Origin of the sequence: Nocardiopsis sp. LOL_012, assembly GCF_048060475.1 — a bacterium.
In the GTDB taxonomy this organism is placed as follows: domain Bacteria; phylum Actinomycetota; class Actinomycetes; order Streptosporangiales; family Streptosporangiaceae; genus Nocardiopsis.
Map to the genome: position 1 here is coordinate 48,140 of NZ_JBHMIV010000001.1, position 21,322 is coordinate 69,461.

Annotated in this window: 18 protein-coding genes; 10 read left to right on the forward strand and 8 right to left on the reverse strand. The window is 72.8% G+C overall.

The features are described 5' to 3' along the window. Nucleotides 1-53: 53 nt before the first annotated feature. The 5 genes from ACFHWE_RS00205 to ACFHWE_RS00225 all read right to left on the reverse strand — a co-directional run bounded on the left by ACFHWE_RS00205 (nt 54) and on the right by ACFHWE_RS00225 (nt 6,119). Nucleotides 54-461 (reverse strand): hypothetical protein, encoded by a 408-nt coding sequence (locus tag ACFHWE_RS00205; protein WP_416598472.1) that lies wholly within the window; start codon nt 459-461, stop codon nt 54-56. Between the two features lie 48 nt (nt 462-509). Further along, nucleotides 510-3,488: an AAA family ATPase gene (locus tag ACFHWE_RS00210; RefSeq protein WP_416598473.1), complete on the reverse strand. Its 2,979-nt coding sequence runs from the start codon at nt 3,486-3,488 to the stop codon at nt 510-512. Continuing rightward, nucleotides 3,488-4,630, reverse strand: a complete 1,143-nt coding sequence (locus ACFHWE_RS00215) for an exonuclease SbcCD subunit D (protein ID WP_416598474.1) — start codon at nt 4,628-4,630, stop codon at nt 3,488-3,490. The genes ACFHWE_RS00210 and ACFHWE_RS00215 overlap by 1 nt, the downstream gene beginning before the upstream one ends. An 89-nt stretch (nt 4,631-4,719) precedes the next feature. Then, nucleotides 4,720-5,379 (reverse strand): O-methyltransferase, encoded by a 660-nt coding sequence (locus ACFHWE_RS00220; RefSeq protein WP_416598475.1) that lies wholly within the window; start codon nt 5,377-5,379, stop codon nt 4,720-4,722. Between the two features lie 26 nt (nt 5,380-5,405). Then, nucleotides 5,406-6,119, reverse strand: coding sequence for a metal-dependent hydrolase (locus ACFHWE_RS00225; RefSeq protein WP_416598476.1), 714 nt, complete (start codon nt 6,117-6,119; stop codon nt 5,406-5,408). A 571-nt stretch (nt 6,120-6,690) separates the two neighbouring features. On the opposite strand from ACFHWE_RS00225, the gene egtA reads away from it, so the two are divergent. The 5 genes from egtA to dapB all read left to right on the forward strand — a co-directional run bounded on the left by egtA (nt 6,691) and on the right by dapB (nt 11,824). Beyond that, entirely contained in the window at nt 6,691-7,920 is a 1,230-nt protein-coding gene (gene egtA, locus ACFHWE_RS00230; protein WP_416598477.1) for an ergothioneine biosynthesis glutamate--cysteine ligase EgtA, read from the forward strand. Further along, nucleotides 7,917-9,272, forward strand: a complete 1,356-nt coding sequence (egtB, locus tag ACFHWE_RS00235; RefSeq protein WP_416598478.1) for an ergothioneine biosynthesis protein EgtB — start codon at nt 7,917-7,919, stop codon at nt 9,270-9,272. The genes egtA and egtB overlap by 4 nt, the downstream gene beginning before the upstream one ends. Next, nucleotides 9,272-10,060, forward strand: coding sequence for an ergothioneine biosynthesis protein EgtC (gene egtC / locus ACFHWE_RS00240; protein ID WP_416598479.1), 789 nt, complete (start codon nt 9,272-9,274; stop codon nt 10,058-10,060). The genes egtB and egtC overlap by 1 nt, the downstream gene beginning before the upstream one ends. Next, complete coding sequence (gene egtD / locus ACFHWE_RS00245; protein ID WP_416598480.1) at nt 10,036-11,010, forward strand: L-histidine N(alpha)-methyltransferase; 975 nt, start codon at nt 10,036-10,038, stop codon at nt 11,008-11,010. Before egtC ends, egtD begins: the two co-directional genes overlap by 25 nt. A gap of 67 nt (nt 11,011-11,077) precedes the next feature. Beyond that, nucleotides 11,078-11,824 carry a 4-hydroxy-tetrahydrodipicolinate reductase gene (dapB, locus tag ACFHWE_RS00250; protein ID WP_416598481.1) on the forward strand — a complete coding sequence of 249 codons (747 nt, stop codon included), beginning with the start codon at nt 11,078-11,080 and terminating at the stop codon, nt 11,822-11,824. A gap of 14 nt (nt 11,825-11,838) precedes the next feature. Here dapB and ACFHWE_RS00255 read toward each other — a convergent pair whose 3' ends face one another. The 3 genes from ACFHWE_RS00255 to ACFHWE_RS00265 all read right to left on the reverse strand — a co-directional run bounded on the left by ACFHWE_RS00255 (nt 11,839) and on the right by ACFHWE_RS00265 (nt 13,936). Continuing rightward, entirely contained in the window at nt 11,839-12,324 is a 486-nt protein-coding gene (locus ACFHWE_RS00255; RefSeq protein WP_416598482.1) for an NUDIX domain-containing protein, read from the reverse strand. A 31-nt stretch (nt 12,325-12,355) separates the two neighbouring features. Continuing rightward, nucleotides 12,356-13,228 (reverse strand): 1,4-dihydroxy-2-naphthoate polyprenyltransferase, encoded by an 873-nt coding sequence (locus ACFHWE_RS00260; RefSeq protein ID WP_416598682.1) that lies wholly within the window; start codon nt 13,226-13,228, stop codon nt 12,356-12,358. A gap of 153 nt (nt 13,229-13,381) precedes the next feature. Continuing rightward, complete coding sequence (locus ACFHWE_RS00265) at nt 13,382-13,936, reverse strand: GNAT family N-acetyltransferase (RefSeq protein ID WP_416598483.1); 555 nt, start codon at nt 13,934-13,936, stop codon at nt 13,382-13,384. Between the two features lie 77 nt (nt 13,937-14,013). Here ACFHWE_RS00265 and ACFHWE_RS00270 point away from each other — a divergent pair, with 77 nt between their 5' ends. From ACFHWE_RS00270 to ACFHWE_RS00290, 5 genes are all read left to right on the forward strand, one after another. Then, entirely contained in the window at nt 14,014-14,391 is a 378-nt protein-coding gene (locus ACFHWE_RS00270; protein ID WP_416598484.1) for a phage holin family protein, read from the forward strand. Nucleotides 14,392-14,731: 340 nt separating this feature from the next. Beyond that, the gene (gene dapA, locus ACFHWE_RS00275; protein WP_416598485.1) at nt 14,732-15,703 is read left to right on the forward strand and encodes a 4-hydroxy-tetrahydrodipicolinate synthase; all 972 of its coding nucleotides are present in this window, start codon (nt 14,732-14,734) and stop codon (nt 15,701-15,703) included. Beyond that, nucleotides 15,700-17,385 (forward strand): ribonuclease J, encoded by a 1,686-nt coding sequence (locus ACFHWE_RS00280; protein ID WP_416598486.1) that lies wholly within the window; start codon nt 15,700-15,702, stop codon nt 17,383-17,385. Before dapA ends, ACFHWE_RS00280 begins: the two co-directional genes overlap by 4 nt. 248 nt (nt 17,386-17,633) lie before the next feature. Then, on the forward strand, nt 17,634-20,069 hold the full coding sequence (locus ACFHWE_RS00285; RefSeq protein ID WP_416598487.1) for a DNA translocase FtsK: 2,436 nt from the start codon (nt 17,634-17,636) through the stop codon (nt 20,067-20,069). Nucleotides 20,070-20,200: 131 nt separating this feature from the next. Further along, entirely contained in the window at nt 20,201-21,226 is a 1,026-nt protein-coding gene (locus ACFHWE_RS00290) for a RodZ domain-containing protein (protein ID WP_416598488.1), read from the forward strand. The last annotated feature ends 96 nt before the right edge of the window (nt 21,227-21,322 follow it).

A 21,322-nucleotide genomic window follows, 5' to 3' on the forward strand; every position in this document is an offset into this window, starting at 1 on the left:
GGGCCGCGCCACACGTGGCGGCCCTCACGCGCTCTCGCGTAGCGGGAGCGGCCTCAGGCCAGCAGCGCCGCCGCACCCGCGCCCAGCAGACCCAGGGCCGCGCAGAGCACCAGCGCCGCCGCGAGCACGGGCAGGGTCGGCCGGACCGCGGACAGTGCGGAGCCCGCCCCGGCGCCGCGGCGCGTCACGGCGGGCAGCAGGAGCACGTTCACGGCGCACAGGACCACCGCCACACACGCCGCCGCGGCGAAGGCCGTCCAGAACCCCTTCGGCAGCGCCGTCACCGCCGCCAGCGCGGGCAGGACGACCAGCACCGCCACCGAGGCGGCACCAAAGAGCGCGCGCGTCAGCGGCGAGCCTTCGCGCCCGCCCCGCGAGACCACGAGGAGGAGACCGATGAGGGCCGCCATGACGATGGCGCCCCCGATTGCGAACACGGCGATGTCGACCAGGGAATCCACCCGGGTATTGTTGCACCGCTCCAGGGCGCGGCGGCCGCGGGGCGGTGCTCAGCCCGTGTGCTCCACCCGCGAACCCGAGGCCCCCTTGACCACCCGAAGACGTGTGGACACGCGCTGGCGCAGGTCGGCCACGTGGCTCACCACGCCCACGGCACGGCCCCCCTCGCGCAGCCGATCCAGCACGTCCAGGACCTCCTCCAGCGTGTCCTCGTCCAGTGTGCCGAACCCCTCGTCCACGAACAGGGTGTCGATGTCGGCGCCGCCCGCCTCGGCCCCGGCCACGTCCCCCAGTCCCAGCGCGAGCGCCAGCGAACTGAAGAAGGTCTCGCCTCCCGACAGCGTGGCCGGATCGCGCTCCACCCCCGTCCAGGCGTCCACCACCCGCATGCCCAGGCCGCCCGCCGAACGCGAGCGGCCGTCGCCCGAGGCCTTGTCCACCGTGTACCGCAGCTCGTACCGGCCGTCCGACATCGTCAGCAGGCGGTCGTTGGCCGCGGCGACCACCCGCTCCAGCCGCGCCGCCAGCACGTAGGCGGACAGCCGGACGCCGTCGGTGTTGTCGGCGGAGGTCCCCGCGGTCAGGGCGCGCATCCCCTCCGCCACGCCGTACTCGCGCAGGAGCGGCTCGCACCCGCTCAGCCGTACCCCGAGTTCGCCGCGCAGCTCGGCGAGCCTGCGGGCCCGCTCCTCCAGCCCGCTCCGCCAGGACACGGCGTGGTCGGCGGCCTCGGCGGCGAGGGCGGCCTCCGAGGCCAGCGCGTCCAGGTCGGGGGAGGGCTCGGCCGCCGCCGCGGCCAGCTCCGGGTCGGCCAGGTCCGCCTCCGCAGCGGCCCTGAGCCTGTCGAGGCCACGGGCCCTCTCACGCAGCCCCCGACGTTCCCGCTCGTCGAGCGCGGCCTCCCGCACCAACCCCTCGGAGCCGAAACCGGCCTCCTCCCAACGGCCCTCGGCCTCGGCGGCGGCGGTGCGCGCCTCCTCGGCGGCGCGTTCACGCGCGTGCACCGCGTCGGCCGCCGCGCGCAGCAGGTCGGCCTCACCGCGCAGCCGGGTGATCCGCTCACCGATCCCGGGATCGTCCCCGCGTGCCGCGTCCAGCTTCCGAGCCAGCTCGTCGCGCTGGGCGGCCTTGTGGTCGAGTTCGGTCCGGACCTGGGCCTCCTGGCGGACCAGGTCGCCCTCCCGCTCCCGGTGGCGCTCCAGGGCTGCGGTGAGCTCCCCGACGGCCTTCTCCAGGCGGCGCGCCTCGTCGGCGGCGGACCGTGCCCGGGCCAGCGCCCGCACGCGGGCGTCGACCTCCTCCCGCGCCGACGCGACCGTGTGGCCCTCGGCGCGGGCCGCGGCCCCCTTGCGCCGTTCGCGCAGCGCCGCCTCGGCGCTCTCCGCCTCGGACCGGCGCGCGGCCGCGGTGTCCGCCTCGGCCTGCGCGGCCCGCTCCTGTTCGTCGGTGACCAGGCCCTCCTCGGCGGGCCGGGCCGGGGCCGGGTGGTCCGGCGACCCGCACACGGAGCACGGTTCGCCGCCGACCAGTCTCCCGGCCAGCTCGGCGGCCATGTGGGAGGTGCGCCGCTCACGCAGGCGCAGCGCGTGTTCACGCGTGTTCTGGTCGGCGTCCACGGCCGCCCTGGCCGCGTCCTCGGCGGCGGCCAGCTCCCGGCCCAGCGCCGTGTGTTCCTCGGCGGCGGCCAGGCGCCGCCGCGCCGCCTCCAGGGCCGTCTGCTCGACCTCGGCGCGGGCCGCCCGCTCCCGGACCCTGAGCAGTTCCTCCTCGGCCTTCTCCACCTCCGGTGGCAGGGCGGCGACCTTCTGGCGGGTGCCGTCGAGCTCCTCGCGGAGCCTGTCGAGACGTCCGGTGAGGGCGGTGACGGTGTGCCCGAGGGAGGAGTGCCGCTCGGCGTCGCCCAGCAGCGCGTCCAGGCGGGCGGTCTCGTCGCGGCGGTCCCGTTCGGCGCCCTCCAGGGGGCCGGCCGCCACGGGCTCGGTGACCGCTCCGGGCAGGCCGCGCACCAGCAGCACGCGTTCGGCGACCGTCGCCTCGGCCTTCTCCAGTTCGGTGTATGAGCGGTCGCGGGCCTCCAGGAAGGGCAGGACCGACGCGGCGCGCTCGGCCTCCGCCAGCCGGACGTCGATCCCGGCCCGCTCCTCGGCGCGCTCGCCGGACTCCTCGTACTGGAGGCGCGCCCGTGCGAGCCGGTCCTGCCGCTCCCGGGTGCGCCGCCCCGCCTCCCGCGCGTCGAGTGCGGCGTCGCGGGCGCCGGTGGCCCCGGCAGCCACGGTCGCGGCGTCTCGGGCGGTGGCCGCCGTGACGGCGGCGAGTTCGGCGGCCCACGCCGACAGCTCCTCCGGGTCGGAGGGCGCGGGGGAGCGGCCGGCCTCGGAGATCCGCCCCGCCGTCTCGTGCACCCGCTCCTGGGCGGACTGCACCTGGTAGCGCAGTTGCTTGGCGTGGCTCTGGAGCCAGTCCTCCACGTCCCGGAACACCCGGGTGTTGAAGATCCGCTCCAGGGACTGGCGCCGGTCCTCGGCCCTGGCACGCAGGAACCGGGCGAAGTCGCCCTGGGGCAGCAGGACGATCTGGCAGAACTGGGGGAGGGTGAGCCCGAGCAGGTCGCCGATGAACTGACCGGCCTCGTCGGGGCGGTTGGTGACGTCCTCCCAGCGGTCCGCGCGCTGCTCCATGACCAGGACCTTGGTGTTCTGCCTGGTCGTGCCGCTGCCCCGCTTCTTGGGCCGCAGCCAGGCGGGCTTGCGCCGGATCCGCAGGCGGCGGCCCGCGACGGTGAACTCCAGGTCCACCCGGGGCTCGCGGTCGGGCGGGGCGTGGTCGCTCTTGAACGAGCGCTCCGCGCCGCGGGTCCCGGGTACCTGGCCGTAGAGCGCGAAGCACACCGCGTCCAGCACCGAGGTCTTGCCCGCCCCGGTGGGTCCGTGGACGAGGAAGAGGCCGCCCGCGCTGAGGCGGTCGAAGTCCACGCGCTGCTCGTCGGCGAAGGGGCCGAAGGCCTGGACGGTGAGTGTGTGCAGCCGCATCAGCGCGCCTCCTGGATCCGGATCCGCTCGACCGCCGTGTCCACCAGCGCGGCCTCCTCGGGGGTGATGGCCTCGCCGCGGGCCCACGTGACGAAGTCGGCGACGACCTCCCGCTCCCCGCGGTCGGCCACGGGCGCGGTGGCCGCGCGGTGTTCGGCGGCGGCGCCCTCGGGGGCGAAGTCCAGCAGCAGGGTGTGGGGGAAGCGCTCGCGGAGCCGGTCCATGGGCCGCGCCGGCCTGCGGGGGTCGGTGAGGGTGACCTGGAGCCAGTGCCCGGTACGGGACTCCCATTCGGGCCGGGTGAGCAGGTCCTCCAGCCGTCCGCGGATCCGCGAGAGCGGCCGGGGGACGGGCGCCTCGACGAACTCGGCCCCGGCGAGCCCGTCGGCGTCCAGGTCCACCAGCCAGGACCCCTTGACGTGGTGCTCCTCGGAGAAGGAGTAGGCGAGCGGGCTGCCGGAGTAGCGCACCGACGGGGTGATGGTCTGGCGGCCGTGCAGGTGCCCGAGGGCGACGTAGTCCACACCGTCGTAGACCGAGGCGGGCACGTGCGAGGCGCCGCCGACGGAGATGTCGCGTTCGCTGTCGGAGGGCTCCCCGCCGGTGACGAAGGCGTGCGAGAGGACCACCGAGCGGGTGCCGGGGCGCTTGGCCAGGTCGGCGCGGACCAGGTCCATGGCGTGCCCGACCGCCGCGGTGTGCCCGCGCTCGGGCAGTTCCCAGCGGTGCCGGGCGATCTCTGGCTCCAGGTAGGGGATGCCGTAGAAGGCGACGGGGCCGTGGCCGTCGTCGATGACCACGGGGGTGCCGACCCCGTCCAGGGAGCTGCGCAGGTGGACCCCGGCGGCGTCGATGAGGCCGGTGGCGAAGTCCATGCGGGCCATCGAGTCGTGGTTTCCGCTGATGAGCACGGCGCGGGCCCCGGTGGCGCGGATGCGGCCCAGTGCCCGGTCGAAGAGCTTGACGGCGTCCACCGGGGGCAGCGCGCGGTCGTAGAGGTCGCCGGCGACCACCACCACGTCCACGCTCCGGTTCAGGACGGTGTCGACGAGGTGGTCGAGGAAGACGGCCTGGGCGTCGACGAGGTTCTCACGGTGGAAGGAGCGGCCCAGGTGCCAGTCCGAGGTGTGCAGCAGGCGCATGGCACCGGACGATATCGGAGATACAGCCCTACCCGCTGGCGAAGTGCGGACCCTGTGGACAGGCGGCGCGGGCTCGCGCCTGCTCGGGGTCAGTGCCTCCTGGCGAGGGTGAGGCCGTCGCCGATGGGCAGCAGGACCCGGCTCACCCGGTCGTCGGCCATGACGTGGTCGTTGAAGTCACGGATCCCCTGCACGGACTCCGAGGTCTCCGAGGGGTCCACCACCCGGCCGTGGGAGAGCGTGTTGTCGGCCAGGATGAGACCGCCCGCACGGGTGCGGGGGACGATCTCCTCCCAGTAGCCGATGTAGCCGGCCTTGTCGGCGTCGATGAAGGACAGGTCGAACCGCGGTTCCCGGGGCAGGGCACGCAGGGTCTCCAGGGCGGGGCCGAGTTCGAGGGCGATCTTGCCGGCGACCCCGGCGCGCTCCCAGTAGCGGCGGGCGACCGACGTCCACTCCTCGCTGACGTCGCAGGCCAGGAGCGTGCCGTCGGCGGGGATGCCGCGCGCCAGGCAGATCGAGGAGTAGCCGGTGAAGGTGCCGATCTCGACCACGTCGCGGGCTCCCGCCACTCGGGCGAGGAGGGTCATGAAGGCCCCCTGCTCGGGGCCGATCTGCATGCCGACCCGGTCGGGGAAGAGCTTCGCGGTCTCCTCGGCCAGGTCGGCCAGGCAGTCGTCGACGGGTTCGCTGTGCGCGGCGACGTAGGCGTGCAGTTCCGGGGTGATGGTCTCCGTGGTACGTGTCACGCACCCCACACTAGACGTGCTCCCCGTCAGGCGTTGAGCAGGAGGGCGGGCCAGTCGAAGAGGTAGATCGAGTAGACGATGACACCCGTGGTCAGCAGCGGGGTGATGAACTTCTTCTCCACCGGGCCGTCGGTCACGAAGCCCATGTTCTGGCCGATCTTCTTCTTCCAGAAGGGCCAGAAGAGCGGCACGCCCATCTTCGTGATCATGTCGCCGATGAAGTGCAGGATGCACCCGAAGGCCACCGCCAGGCCCAGCCACGTGTAGTTGGTGCCGATGGTGAACAGGGCGAGGGTGATCGCCGCCGTGGCCAGGGCGTTGATGATCCCCGAGGCGGCCCGGTTCTTCTCCAGGCCGAAGCCCAGTCCCTGCAGGGCCACACCGATCAGCAGGAAGACGAAGACCTGCACGGCCAGCTCCGACCACAGGGCCAGGAGTTGGACGATCACGCCCATGATGAGCGCGAAGAGGAACGAGTGGGTCCCGTTCCTGTGCCCGCCGAACAGGAACCCGAGCATCCCGCTCAGGGTCTCGGTGACCTTGCCGTAGGTCTTGGTCACCGTCGCGCTCTTGTGGTCGAGGTCGGGCAGCAGCGCGGCCCCGGCGCACACCAGCGCGCCGGCGACGATCTCGCCCGGCCCCAGGTCGAAACTGAGCCAGTAGAACTCCTTCCCCTGGATCAGAGGAACGACCGCCATCCAACCGACCACGCCGCTCAAGGCGTGAGAGTGCCCCATCATGGCGGGAACGGTAGCGGAGCACGGCAATCAGCGCGAATCGCGCCGACCATTCCGGACATCCACATTCACCCATCCTGACGAGAAGCAACCGTGGGTGATGTCGGCCTGAGGGTTCCGTTTCCTTGCGTTCTGTCACCAGGGCGCCGTAGATCGACGGCGGCTCGGAGAGGTGTGTACCCTGCCCCGCCCGAGGGCGCGGGGCCTTCCGCCTCCCTCCCGGGGCGGGGCCGGAGTGCTCCGGGGGAAGCCCCTCCGCGCACGGCGCCGTAACGTGCCGGACGCCGGTGGGTCAAGTCCTGGACGTGGCCGGATCCGGTCGTCGCGACAGATGGAGCGCCCCCCAGACGGCCCCACTGGAGAGTGACATATGACACATCGGGGCGCGCGCGCCTTCCGTCCGCACGTGAACACCCGGAGTGGCCAGGCATGTCGGCGCGCACGCGCCGGACATAACCCCTCAGGCCGGATCTTCCGTCCGATTCCTGGCCACTTCCCATGTTCGACCGCACCGAGTCACGGGCACAACCCTGAGGCGTCATCCGGAGCAGCGTCGCACTGCGAGAGGCGTCCCATGGCACACATCACCGAAGACGACGTCCACGACCACATCAACGGGGTCTGCTTCAAGACCGGCCCGCCCGGGAAGGTCGGAGCCGAGACCGAATGGCTCGTCACCGACCCCGCGCACCCTGCCGAACCGGTCCGTGTCGACCGCCTCCGCGGCGTGCTCGACACCGGCGGACCACCGCCCGCCGGAAGCAGGATCAGCTTCGAACCCGGCGGGCAGGTCGAACTCAGCTCTCCCGCCCTGCCCGGACCGGCCGCGGCCTACGCCGCCCTCGCCGCCGACCTCGAACACGTGGGCAAGATCCTGGAGGGGGACGGCCTCCGGCTGTCCGGACAGGCACTCGACCCGGTCCGGCCGCCGCTGCGCCAACTCCACTCGCCGCGCTACGAGGCCATGGACGGCTTCTACTCCGGCCGCCGCCACGCCAGCGGACGCACCATGATGTGCAGCACCGCCTCGGTCCAGGTCTGTCTGGACAACGGCGCCGACACCGCCGATCTGAGGTCGCGCTGGGAACTCCTCCACCGCCTCGGCCCCGTGCTGGTCGCCGCGTTCGCCAACTCCGCCCTCTGGCGAGGACGCCCCACCGGCTGGAAGTCGGCTCGCTGGGCCGTCTGGGCGGCCATCGACTCCGCCCGCACCCGCCCCGTCCTGTCCGGCACCGACCACCGCGACCCCGCCACCGCGTGGACCGAGTACGCGCTCAGCGCCCCCGTGATGGCGGTGTCCGCACACGGCACCGGCACCCCCTGGACGGCCGACCCCGGATTCACCCTCGCCGAGTGGCTCCGGGGCCGCGGCCCCCGCCCGGCCACACTCGCCGACCTCGAACTGCACCTGAGCACCCTCTTCCCGCCCGTACGCCCCCGCGGATGGTGGGAACTGCGCATGATCGATGCCCTGCCCCACCGCTGGTGGCCCGTCCCCATGGCGCTGGCCGCCGCGCTGCTCGACGACCCCGCCGCGCGCGCCGCCGCCGAGGAGGCCACCGCCCGTATGTGCGGTGACGGCGCCCCCGCGCCCCGGCTCTGGCTCCGATCGGCGCTGCGCGGTGTCGCCGACCCCCGTATCGGAGCGTGCGCGCGCACCTGCCTCGACGCCGCCGTCGACGCCCTGCCCCGCATGGGCGCCGCCGAACTCGCCTCCCTCGTCGACGACTACGCGGACCAGTACACCCGGCGTGGCCTGTGCCCCGCCGACACCCGTCCGACCCACGCGGAGGAAGCAGAGTGAACCACGAGCAGGGCACCGTCAAGGAACGCATCGCCGCCGAGCTCGCCGCGAGCCGCCGACGCAGCAACGGACTGACACTCGAAGCGCTGGACGACGCCGGGCTGCTCGCCCAGCACTCCGAACTCATGTCGCCGCTGGTCTGGGACCTGGCGCACATCGGCAACTACGAGGAGCAGTGGCTGCTGCGCGCGGCCGGCGGGCGCGAGGCACTGCGGCCCGACATCGACCAGCTCTACGACGCCTTCGAGAACCCGCGCGTCGACCGCGTCGAACTGCCGCTGCTCACCCCCGAGGAGGCGGCCGACTACAACGACCGGGTGCGCCGCCGCGTCCTCGACGTCCTGGACCGGGCCGACCTCGGACCCCCCGCGCCCCGGCAGCGCGACGGCTCCGACCCGCGCGGAGCCCTCCTCGACGCCGGATTCGTCTTCCACATGGTCATCCAGCACGAGCACCAGCACGACGAGACCATGCTCGCCACCCACCAGCTCCGCAAGGGCGAGCCCGTGCTGCTGGAGGAGACCGCCGATGTGGCGCCCCTGCGCCCGCCCGCCGAACCCGAGGTGCTCGTCCCCGGGGGGCCGTTCACCATGGGCACCGCCGACGACCCCTGGGCCTACGACAACGAGCGCCCCGCCCACACCGTCGACCTGCGGCCGTACTGGATCGACACGCGCCCCGTCACCAACGCCGAGTACCAGGCCTTCATGGCCGACGGAGGCTACCGGACCCGCCGCTGGTGGTCGCACGAGGGGTGGGAGTGGGTCCGGCGGCGCGAGGCCGCCTCCCCGGCGTTCTGGCGCCGCGAGGGCGACGACCAGTGGTCGCGCCGCAGGTTCGGCCGCCTGGAGATGGTGCCCCCGGAGGAGCCCGTCCAGCACGTCAACTACCACGAGGCGCAGGCCTACGCCCGCTGGGCGGGCAAGCGCCTGCCCACCGAGGCCGAATGGGAGAAGGCCGCGCGCTTCGACCCCGCCACGGGCCGCTCCACCCGCTACCCGTGGGGCGACACCGAGCCCGGGCCCCGGCACGCCAACCTCGGCCAGCGCCGGCTCGGCCCCACGGCCGCGGGCCGCCACCCCGACGGGGCCTCCCCGCTGGGCGTGCACCAGCTCATCGGCGACGTATGGGAGTGGACCTCCACCACCTTCACCGGATACCCCGGGTTCAGGGCCTTCCCGTACCGGGAGTACTCCGAGGTGTTCTTCGACGACGGGTACAAGGTGCTGCGCGGCGGCTCGTGGGCCACACACCCCACGGCGGTGCGCTCCACCTTCCGCAACTGGGACTTCCCCATCCGGAGGCAGATCTTCAGCGGGTTCCGCTGCGCACGCGACGCCGAGCCCGCCTGATGTGCCGACACCTCGCCTACCTCGGGCCGCCGCGTACGGTGCACGACCTGCTGTACGCGGCGCCCCACGCCCTGCTCGTCCAGTCCTGGGCGCCCCGGATGCAGCGACACGGCACCGTCAACGCCGACGGGTTCGGCGTCGGCTGGTACCCCGGCCCCGGCGAGCCGCTGCGCTACCGGCGCGCCATGCCGATGTGGGGCGACGCCTCCTTCGCCGACGCCGCCCGGTCCATCTCCTCCGGATGCGTCGTGGCAGCGGTCCGCGACGCCACCGTCGGCTTCGGCTCGGAGGAGTCGGGGGCCCAGCCCTTCCGCGCCGACCGCCTGTTGTTCAGCCACAACGGCGCCGCCGAGGACGACGAGGCGCTCGCCGCCGCGTTGTCCGGCCCCCCGCCGTCCGGGGCGCTGGACGCCCGCGCCCCCGTGGACTCGGCCCCGCTGTTCGCGCACACGGTACGGCTGTGGCGCTCCTCCGGCGACCTGGCGGGCACCCTGGCCGCCGTGGTCGCCCGCGCCCGTGAGCACTCCGCGGGCCGGTACAACCTCCTGGCGAGCGACGGCACCTCGATCGTCGCCACCGCCGCCGGGGACACGCTCTTCACCCTGCGCGAACCCGGGGGAGGGGTCTTCCTGGCCTCCGAACCCTTCGACGACCGTCCCGACTGGCGCGAGGTGCCCGACGAATCGGTGGTCCTCGCCACCGCGAAGCGCACCCTGACGCGCCCTCTGACGGAGCACGCCCCACCACCACACCAGGAGGCAGTATGTTCCGGATCGACCGAAACCTGACCGCCGACGACCTCGACAAGGCCCTCCGCGAGGACGTCGCCGAGGGACTCACCGCCTCCCCCAAGCGGCTCCCGCCCAAGTGGTTCTACGACGAACACGGCAGCGCCCTCTTCGAGGACATCACCGCCCTCCCGGAGTACTACCCCACCCGCGCCGAGCGCTCGATCCTCGCCGAGCGCTCCGACGAGATCGCCGACGCCGCCGACGCCGAAATCCTCATCGAACTCGGCTCCGGCTCCGGCGTGAAGACCCGCCTCCTGCTCGACGCCATGCTCCGCCACGGTGGCATCACCGGATTCGTCCCCGTCGACGTCAGCGGCGACTTCCTCGCCGCCTCGGCGGCCGAGCTCGCCGGGGACTACCCCGGGCTGGACGTGCACGCCGTCGTCGGCGACTTCGAGGAGCACCTCGGGCTGCTCCCCGTGACCCGCGATGGCGGCCGCCGCCTCCTCGCCGTCCTGGGCTCCACCATCGGCAACCAGGAACCCCGGGCCCGCGCCGCCTTCCTCCGCGACATCAGAGGCGTCCTGGACGCCGGGGACTCGCTCCTGCTCGGCACCGACCTCGTCAAGGACCCCGCCCGCCTCGTCGCCGCCTACGACGACGCCCAAGGGGTCACCGCCGCCTTCAACCGCAACGTCCTGCGCGTCATCAACCACCGACTGGGGGCCGACTTCGACCCGGCCGCCTTCGACCACGTCGCCCTCTGGGACGCCGAACGGGAGTGGATCGAGATGCGCCTGCGCGCCCGCACCGCCCAGCGCGTCCGCGTCGCCGGCCTCGACCTGTCCGTCGGCTTCGCCGAGGGGGAGGAGATGCGCACGGAGATCTCCGCCAAGTTCCGCCGCGAGGGCCTGGGCACCGAACTGGAGGGGGCCGGGTTCGCCCCCGCCCGTTGGTGGACCGACCCCGCCGACGACTTCGCACTCGTCCTGGCCACCGCCCGCTGACCGCCGGCGACGGGCCCGCCGCAGCGCGGACGACCGGCGGCGCCCCCGGCTCCGGTACGGTGGTGCCGTGTTCAAGGTAGGGGTTTTCGGCGCCGACGGGCGCATGGGGTCAGAGGTCGTCAAGGCCGTTCAGGGCGCGGACGACATGGAGTTCACCGCGGGCGTCGACACCGGCGACGACCGCGACAGGGTGCTGGGGTCCGACTGCGTCGTCGACTTCACCCACCCCGACGCGGTGATGGACAACCTGGAGTGGCTCATCGGCCACGGCATCCACGCCGTCGTCGGCACGAGCGGATTCGACGAGGCCCGGCTGGCGAAGGTGCGCGCGATGCAGACCGCCGCAGGGTCCGGTGCCAAGGTCCTCGTCGCCCCCAACTTCGGCGTGGCCGCCGTCCTCATGATGGACTTCGCGCGCAGGGCCGCCCCCTACTTCGACTCCACCGAGATCGTCGAACTGCACCACCCGAACAAGGCCGACGCCCCCAGCGGCACCGCCTACCGCACCGCCGAACTCGTCGCCCGGGCGCGGCGCGAGGCCGGTGCCGCCCCGATGCCCGACGCCACCACCTCGGAGATCCCCGGGGCTCGCGGCGCCGACGTCGACGGCGTCCGTGTCCACGCACTGCGTATCTCCGGGCTCATCGCCCACCAGGAAGTCGTGTTCGGCACCGACGGCGAGACCCTCAAGATCCGGCACGACTCCATGAACCGCACCTCCTTCATGCCGGGCGTGCTGCTGGGCGTGCGACGGGTCGCCGACCTGCCCGAGCCGCTCACCCTCGGACTGGAACCGCTCCTGGGCCTGGAGTAGAAGGGACCGGCCCGTCAGGGGGACGGCAGCACCGGCCTGCCGTCCTCCAGGTAGAGCGGGCCGCCGCCGTCGGCCACCGACAGCGCGGCGAGCATCCGCCGCGCCGCGTTCGCCGACAGCACCCCGTGCAGGTCGGCCGGGTCGTGCCACGCCCATCCCGACAGCTCCTCGGGCGGCAGCCGCAGCTCAGCGCCCTCGGGGAGTTCCGCGGTGAACAGCCACTGCACCGCCGCGGTGCGCGGCGGCCGCGCCGGAACCCAGTCCACGGCGGCCAGGCGCACCACGCGCGCCGCCACACCCAGCTCCTCGCGCAGCTCGCGGCGGCAGGCGGCCAGCGGCGACTCGTCCTTCTCGACCACCCCGCCGGGGATGCCCCACGGCTGCTCGGGCACGTAGACGCGCTCCACCAGCAGCACACCGCCGGAGGGCGAACGGATCACCGCGCCCGCCGCCCCGCGCGTGGCGGGCAGGTTCGCGAAGAACTCCTCCTCGGTTTCCACGCCCCCGACCCTAGGGGAACGGCCGCCGGGCTCAGCCCAGGGCGATCCCGACCGAGAACAGCACCCCGAACGCCATCTGGAGCTTGCCGGTCTCGCCCAGCCCCAGAACCAGGTCGCGGCCGGTCTGCCCGCCCAGCACCCGCCGCAGCGGGGCGACCGCCAGCGGCAGCGACAGCAGGACGAGCACCACCCACCACGACAGCGGCGCCAGGGCCAGCGCCACCAGGTAGGCGGCCGTGATCGCGCCCGTGTACAGCCGCCGCGTCCACGCCTCGCCCAGCCGCACCGCCAGGGTGATCTTGCCGGTCTCCCGGTCGGTGGGGATGTCCCGCAGGTTGTTGATCACCAGCACCGAGCACGACAGCAGCCCCACCGGGACCGCCGCCACCCACGCCTGCCACGGAGCCGATCCCACCTGCACGAACACCGTGCCCACCACGGCCACCAGGCCGAAGAACACGAACACCGACACCTCGCCCAGGCCCCGGTAGCCGTACGGGGAGCGCCCGCCGGTGTAGTACCAGGCTGCGGCGATCGCGACCGCGCCCACCGGCAGCAGCCACCACGACGACACGGCCACCAGCACCAGGCCCACGGCGGCCGCGACGGCGAAGCTCGCCAGCGCCGCCGCCAGCACCTGGCGCGGCGGGGCGAGCCCGGCCGCGGTCAGCCGCACCGGCCCGGACCGCTGCTCGGTGTCGGTGCCCTTGACGCCGTCGCTGTAGTCGTTGGCGAAGTTCACGCCGATCTGGAGCGCCAGTGCCACCGCCATGGCCAGCAGCGCCTTCCACCACACGAACCCGTCCAGCGCCAGGGCCAGGGCGGTGCCCGCCGCGACGGGGACGACCGAGTTCGGGAAGGTGCGGGGGCGCGTCCCCGAGACCCATTGACTGAACGTGGCCACGCGGCGGTCCTCCCACGACTTCACTTACCGAACAGTAGTCCCCTCACGTTAGCCGCTGCCTGCGGCTGCTCCTCCCCGAGAGCCGACTGTGATGCCCCCTGCTCCGGGGGTGGCTCGGGCGCCCGAGCACGAACCAAAGCGGAGCGGAGGTTCTTAGCGGGCTATGGCGGCGTGCAGGCGCACCATCGGCAGCCGTTCGCCCAGGTCGATCTCCCGCCGGGCCCCGTCCGCGCGCCACCCGCACGACTCGAAGAACGCGCGCAGGGCGTTGTCGGCCTCCGGAACCCACACGTGGACGGTCACGAAGCCGGACTCCACGAGCTGGTCCACCGCCGCGTTCAGCAGGCGGCTCCCGTGTCCCCGGCGCACGTGCGCCGGGGACACGTGCAGCGCGAACACCTCCGCGTCCCTGGCGGGCCACAGGTCGGGGTCCCCGGCCGGACCGAACGCGGCGAAGCCCGTCACCGTCCGCTTCCCGTCGATCAGGTCCGTGGCCACCACCAGCCGGTGCTTGGACGTGGGCGGGGACTCCAGCGCCGCGGTCCACTGCGCGTGGAAGCCGGTGCGCGCCTGCGGACCGGACATCTCCGCCAGGACCTCACCGGGGATCAGGTCCCCGTACACCGCCCGCCACGACTCCACCTGGACGGCCACGACGGTGTCCACGTCGGAGGTGCGGGCGGGGCGGACGAACTGGGCGCCGGACACGGTCGGCCTCCTTATCGAGGCAAGATCATCGTGATCGGAGTTTCCCGACCTTGCCATGGCATGGGAACATCTACTTCGTGAGCCTCATTATCAGAGTTATCGTGAACGCGCTCGCCCTTTGGGCGGCTGTCTTCCTCATCGACGGCGTCGACGTCACGGCCCAGGACACCTTCGGGCAGATCCTCGTCTACCTCGGCGTGGGTGCGATCTTCGGCCTGGTCAACGCGATCATCAAACCGATCGTGAAGTCCGTGGGATGCCTGTTCTACGCCCTGACCCTGGGGCTGATCGGGCTGGTCGTCAACGCGCTGCTCCTCCTGCTCACGGGGTGGATCGCCGGGCAGGTCGGCCTCGCCTTCGAGGTCGAGTGGTTCTGGCCGGCGTTCTGGGCGGCGATCGTCATCTCCGTCGTCAGTTGGCTGCTGGGGCTGTTCCTGCCCGACGGCGACGACTGACCCACCCCTCGACCTCCCCGCTCCCGCCGCCCTGACCTGCGGCGGATCCGGGCCCGCCCGCGTGGAGCGGGCCCGGAGAGGGTAGGTTCACTTCCCGGGCCCCCTACCTCGACCCACGAGGACGGGCGGACCCGCAACGGCACCGCGGCACCGGCCGCGGAGCCCACAGGATCTTTCCCGCGGCCGGAGCGGACTCCGCCGGTCGCGGTGGCGGTACGCAGTGCCGCAGACCCGTGCCCGCGCACGGGTCCTTTCGACTGTTGACACACCGACGAGAGGAGGAGGGGCACCCCGGGCCACCGTGCACACGAGGCGGGCGGCCCGGAAGCCTGAAACAGCCATGACGGACACGAAGAACCGTCCCTTCGGCAAGATGCTGACCGCGATGGTCACGCCCATGCTCGAAGACGGGGAGATCGACTACGACGGCGCGGCCCGGCTGGCCACGTACCTGGTCGACGAGCAGAACAACGACGGCCTCATCATCAGCGGGACGACGGGGGAGTCGCCCACCACCAGCGACGACGAGAAGGACCGGCTCCTGCGCACGGTCCTGGAGGCGGTCGGCGACCGTGCCACCGTCGTGGCCGGTGTGGGCACCAACGACACCCGCCACAGCGTCAGGCTCGCCAAGGGCGCGGAGAAGGCCGGGGCGCACGGCCTGCTCGCCGTGACCCCGTACTACAACAAGCCCCCGCAGGAAGGGCTCATCCAGCACTTCACGACGATCGCCGACACCACCGAACTGCCGGTGATGCTCTATGACATCCCCCACCGCACCGGGACGCCGATCGCCTCCGAGACCCTGGTCCGGCTGGCCGACCACCCGCGCATCGTCGCCAACAAGGACGCCAAGGACAACGTCGGCGCCAGCTCGTGGGTGATGGAGCGCACCGACCTCGCCTACTACTGCGGCACCGACATCCTCAACCTCCCCCTGCTGTCGGTGGGCGCCGCCGGGTTCGTCAGCGTCTGCGGCCACATCGTCGGCAAGGACCTGCACGACATGATCGACGTCTTCGAGAGCGGAGAGGTCGGCCAGGCGCTGGCCATCCACCGCCGCCTCACGCCCGTCTACACGGGGATGTTCCGCACCCAGGGCGTCATCACCACCAAGGCGGTGCTCAACCTGTTCGGCCTGCCCGCCGGTCCGGTGCGCACCCCCCTGGCGGAGGCCTCCAACGAGCTCACCGCGCTCTTGCGCGAGGACCTGGCCGCGGCCGGGGTCAAGGGCCCCATCGGCCTCGCCCCCCACCAGGCCGTCCCCGCCAGCGCCGTCCACGTCGAGCGCCTGGCGGAGGGGTCGCTGTGAGCCACCCGCACCCCGAACTGGGGCCCCCGCCGCCGCTCGGCGACGGGGCCCTGCGCGTCGTCCCACTGGGCGGCCTCGGCGAGATCGGCCGCAACATGACGGTCTTCGAGTACGGCGGCCGCCTGCTCATCGTCGACTGCGGCGTCCTCTTCCCCGAGGAGGAGCAGCCCGGCGTCGACCTCATCCTGCCGGACTTCGACTACATCCGGGACCGGCTCGACGACGTCGAGGCGGTCGTGCTCACCCACGGGCACGAGGACCACATCGGCGGGGTCCCCTTCCTGCTGCGCGAGCGCCCCGACATCCCGATCGTCGGATCCAAGCTCACCCTGGCGCTGATCACCGCCAAGCTCGGTGAGCACCGCATCAAGCCCGAGACGTTCCTGGTGGAGGAGGGCGAGCGGCACGACTTCGGCCCCTTCAGCCTGGAGTTCTTCGCGGTCAACCACTCCATCCCGGACGCACTGGCGGTCGGTATCCGCACCCCCGCAGGCACGGTGCTGCACACCGGCGACTTCAAGATGGACCAACTGCCGCTGGACGGGCGCCTCACGGACCTGGGCGGCTTCGCGCGCTTCGGCGACGAGGGTGTGGACCTGCTGCTGTCGGACTCCACCAACGCCGAGCAGCCCGGGTTCGTCGTCAGCGAACGCGACCTGAACGAGGCCATCGACAAGGTCTTCCGCACCTCCGACAAGCGCGTGGTGGTGGCCTGCTTCGCCTCCCACGTGCACCGCGTGCAGCAGGTCATCGACGCCGCCGTCAAGCACGGGCGCAAGATCGCGTTCGTGGGCCGCTCCATGGTCCGCAACATGAACATCGCGCGCGACCTGGGCTACCTCAGCATCCCCGGCGGCACCATCGTCGACGTCAAGCAGCTCGACGACCTGCCGCCCGAGGAGGTCCTGCTGGTGTGCACCGGCTCGCAGGGCGAGCCCATGGCCGCCCTGAGCCGCATGGCCAACCGGGACCACCAGATCCGGATCGAGCAGGGCGACACCATCCTGCTCGCCTCCTCGCTGATCCCCGGCAACGAGAACTCCGTCAACCGGGTCATCAACGGCCTCACCCGCTGGGGCGCCAAGGTCGTGCACAAGGGCAACGCCCTGGTCCACGTGTCCGGACACGCCTCCGCCGGTGAACTGCTGTACGTGCTGAACATGGTGCGCCCGCGCAACTTCCTGCCCGTGCACGGCGAATGGCGGCACATGCGCGCCCACGCCGAGCTCGCCCAGCTCGCCGGCGTCCCCAAGGACCGCATCTCCATCGCCGAGGACGGCGTCGTCGTCGACCTGTACAAGAACCGCGCCAAGATCGTCGGCGCGGTCCAGGCCGGATACGTCTACGTGGACGGCTCCTCGGTCGGCGACGTCTCCGAGGCCTCGCTCAAGGACCGCCGCATCCTCGGTGAGGAGGGGTTCATCTCCGTGGTCGTGGCCGTGGACTCCACCACCGGAAAGATCCTCGGCGAACCCGAGATCCACACCCGCGGAGCGGGCATCGCGCCCGACGCCTACGACGACGTCATCGACCGCCTCCAGGCCGCCCTCGACAAGGCCGCCGCCGACGGCGTCAACGACCCGCACCAGCTTCGCCAGCTCGTCCGGCGCAGCGCGGGACGCTGGGTGAACGAGACCTACCGTCGACGCCCCATGATCATCCCCGTCCTGGTGGAGGTCTGACCGGTGCCGACCCGTGCACGGCCCGGGGCGCAGTCGGCGCCTCCGGGCCGTGCGCTCTTCACGGGACCGAACAGGGGACACGCCGCGTGAAATCCGACGGCACGGCGCCGCCCTAGTAAAATGGCCGGGCGCGGCGTGCCGCCCTGCCCGCCGGAGTCGAACGAGGCGTCCCTTGGAGGTAACCCCCGATGGCCCCGCGCTCCACCCCCTCCGGGCGCTCCAAGCGGAAGGGGTCCTCGTCCCCGAGGATGCCCGACGGACCCATCGCCTACGCCTTCACCATGCTCGGAGAGCTCATGCTGGTGCTGTGGAAGATCGTGGCACACACCGTCGGAGGCGCCGCCCGCGCGGTGGGGCGCAGCGCCCGCGGCCTCGACCCCGACCTTCGCAGGGACGGCCTGGGGCTGGTCCTGCTCGCCACCGGCCTGCTCATCGCCGGTGCCGTGTGGTGGCAGAGCGAGGGCCTGCTGCTGGAGGTCACCCGGGCCGTGGTGGTCGGCGCCTTCGGCACGTTCTCCCCGATCCTGCCCCTGCTGTTCCTGCCCCTGGCGGTCAGGCTGATGCGCACCCCCGGCACCGTCCGGGAGGGCGACGCCGGACGCCTGTTCATCGGCGGCACGGCGATCATGCTGGGGCTGCTGGGGCTCATCCACATCGGACACGGGGTGCCGGGCCCCTCCGACGGCTTGGAAGCGCTCATGGGCTCGGGCGGGTTCATCGGCTTCGTGGCCTCCGGCCCGCTCAGCGCCGTCATCACCCCCTGGCTCACCGGCCTGCTCCTGGTCCTAGTCCTGCTCTTCGGCATCCTCGTCGTCACCGCCACCCCCATCCGGCGCATCCCCGAACGGCTCAACGCGCTCTTCGGCGCCCTCATGGAGCGCGACGGCGGCCCCGACTCCGGCCTGGGCATCCTGGGCGACGGGCCCGACAAGGGCGAGGGCAGGCCGCGGCGCGGCCCCAAGCGGCGCCCCGGCAAGGGCGAGACGGTCGCCGGAGACCACGAGCGCCCCTATGACAGCCCCGTCCTGCCCGGCGACCGCGACCAGGCACCACTGGCCCCCGCCCTCGGCGACGACGAGGAGACGGAACGGGACGGGAAGGGGCAGGGGAGGAAGCCCGCCCCGGGCAAGGGCTCCCCCCGCAAGCGCGGCAAGGCTCCCGACCCCTCGCCGCCGCCCGAGGCCACCGAGCAGCTCTCCATCCCCTCCCGCGTGGTGGAGGGCGACTACGAACTGCCGCCGCCCGCGGCGCTCAAACCCGGCAGCCCGACCAAGCCGCGTACCAAGGCCAACGACACCGTGGTCGAGGCGCTGTCGGGCGTGCTCACCCAGTTCGGCATCGACGCCCAGGTCACCGGGTTCACCCGCGGCCCCACCGTGACGCGCTACGAGATCGAGCTGGGCCCGGCGGTCAAGGTCGAGAAGGTCACCGCGCTGGCCAAGAACATCTCCCTGGCCGTCAAGAGCGCCGACGTGCGCATCCAGTCGCCCATCCCCGGCAAGTCCGCCATCGGCGTGGAGATCCCCAACACCGACAAGGACATCGTCAGCCTGGGCGACGTGCTGCGCTCGCCCTCGGCCACCGCGGACGACCACCCGATGCTCGTCGGGCTCGGCAAGGACGTCGAGGGCACCAACGTGGTCGCCAACCTCGCCAAGATGCCGCACGTGCTGGTCGCGGGCGCCACCGGAGCCGGTAAGTCGACCTGCATCAACGGGCTCATCACCTCGCTGATGATGCGCGCCACCCCCGACGAGGTGCGCATGATCCTCGTCGACCCCAAGCGGGTCGAACTGACCATGTACGAGGGCATCCCACACCTGATCACCCCCATCATCACCAACCCCAAACGGGCCGCCGAGGCCCTCCAGTGGGTCGTGGGCGAGATGGACCGGCGCTACGACGACCTGGCCGCCTCCGGCTACCGCCATGTCGACGACTTCAACGCCGCCGTGCGCACGGGCGAGCTCACCGCGCCCCCCGGCAGCGAACGCGAGTACATGCCCTACCCGTACCTGCTGGTCATCGTCGATGAGCTCGCCGACCTCATGATGGTCGCCCCCCGCGACGTCGAGGACGCCGTCGTGCGCATCACCCAGCTCGCGCGCGCAGCCGGCATCCACCTGGTACTCGCCACCCAGCGGCCCAGCGTCGACGTCGTCACCGGCCTGATCAAGGCCAACGTGCCCTCCCGCCTGGCCTTCGCCACCTCCAGCCTCTCCGACAGCCGCGTCATCCTCGACCAGGCCGGGGCCGAGAAGCTCGTCGGCAAGGGCGACGCGCTCTTCCTGCCCATGGGCGCGGGCAAGCCCATCCGGCTCCAGAACGCCTGGGTGTCGGAGAAGGAGATCCGGGCGGTCGTCGAGCACTGCAAGAAGCAGTCGGAACCGGACTACCGCGAGGACGTCGCCGTCGCGGAGACCAAGAAGAAGGAGATCGACGAGGACATCGGCGACGACCTCGACCTCCTGGTGCAGGCCGTGGAACTGGTGGTCACCACCCAGTTCGGCTCCACCTCCATGCTCCAGCGCAAACTGCGCGTAGGCTTCGCCAAGGCCGGGCGGCTGATGGACCTCATGGAGAGCCGCGACGTGGTCGGCCCCAGCGAGGGCTCCAAGGCCCGCGACGTCCTCGTCACCCCCGACGACCTCCCCGCCGTCCTGGAGGACATCCGCGGCGGATGAGGCCCGCCCAGGGCGGTCCCTCCGTTTTTGGGATGGTTTTTGAGCCTCTCTTGGGCGTGGTGACCTGCGCGAACCCGACTCTGATAGCAGAGTGGAGACGTGTGAGTGCCCACAGTAGCGGGGGAGTGCGCATGGCGACGATCGGTCAGACCCTGGCGGCGGCCCGAGCGGCCTCCGGGCTCACGGTCGCGGACCTCAGCACCCGTACACGCATCCGGGTCCCGGTCCTGCTGGGTATCGAGGCGGAGGACTTCCACCCCTGCGGCGGTGACTTCTACGCCCGCGGCCACATCCGCGGCATCTGCCGCGCCCTCGGCCTGGACCCGGCACCGTTCCTGGAGGAGTTCGACCGCGAGCACGCGGGCCGCGACAGACCCGCCTTCGCCCCCGTCCACCGCCGCTCCCAGACGCCCCCGGAGAACGCCGGGGCCGACCGGGAACAGGTGCACGTGGTGCCGCGAGGCACCCCGGAGGAGGGAGGGGGCACCGACCCCGCCGGGGGCTCCGAGCGCTGGGGCCACTTCGAACGCAGACAGCACCTGCCCGGCTCCGTCCGCGGGAGAGCGCCCCGGCGCGGCGCCGTCCCCGCGCCCCGCACGAGCCCGGAGGGCCCGAGCGGGCGCCGTCCGCGAGAGCGCCGTCCGGCACCCCGCCCGGCCGTCAGCACCACCCGCCGCTCCGACCGGGTCCGCCGCATCTGGCCCTGGGCCGTGGTCGGTATCATCCTCGCCCTGGCGGTCCTGGTGGGCGTACGCGCCTGGAACGACTGGGAGAGGGGACAGGAGTTGCGCTCGGCCTTCGAAGCCGGACTGGGCAGTTCCGAAGCGCTCTCCCTGGACGGTGGACCCACCCCGGCCGCCCCGCGTGAGGGCGCCGTCGCCGAGGGCACCGCCGCCGGGGACACCGAGACCGCCATCGGCCTCACCGCCACCGAACGCAGTTGGCTCCAGGTCTCCCGCTCCGACGGCACCCCCCTCTACACGGGGTTCCTCCTGGCGGGGGACACCCGCACCTTCACCACCCGGGACACCCTCGAACTGTGGGTCGGCAACGCCAACACCCTCGACCTCAGCGTCGACGGACGCGACATGGGTCCCCTCAGCGCGGAGAGGGAGGTCACGACCGTCACCGTCGGAGCCGACGGCGTCCTCGATTGAGGGACACGGCACCGAACCCGGCCCCTCCGGGCGGGGCGGGGCGAGGTACGTGCGGGTGGGCCGCGCGCGGTAGTGTGGGGGGCTGTGGGCGGCGCC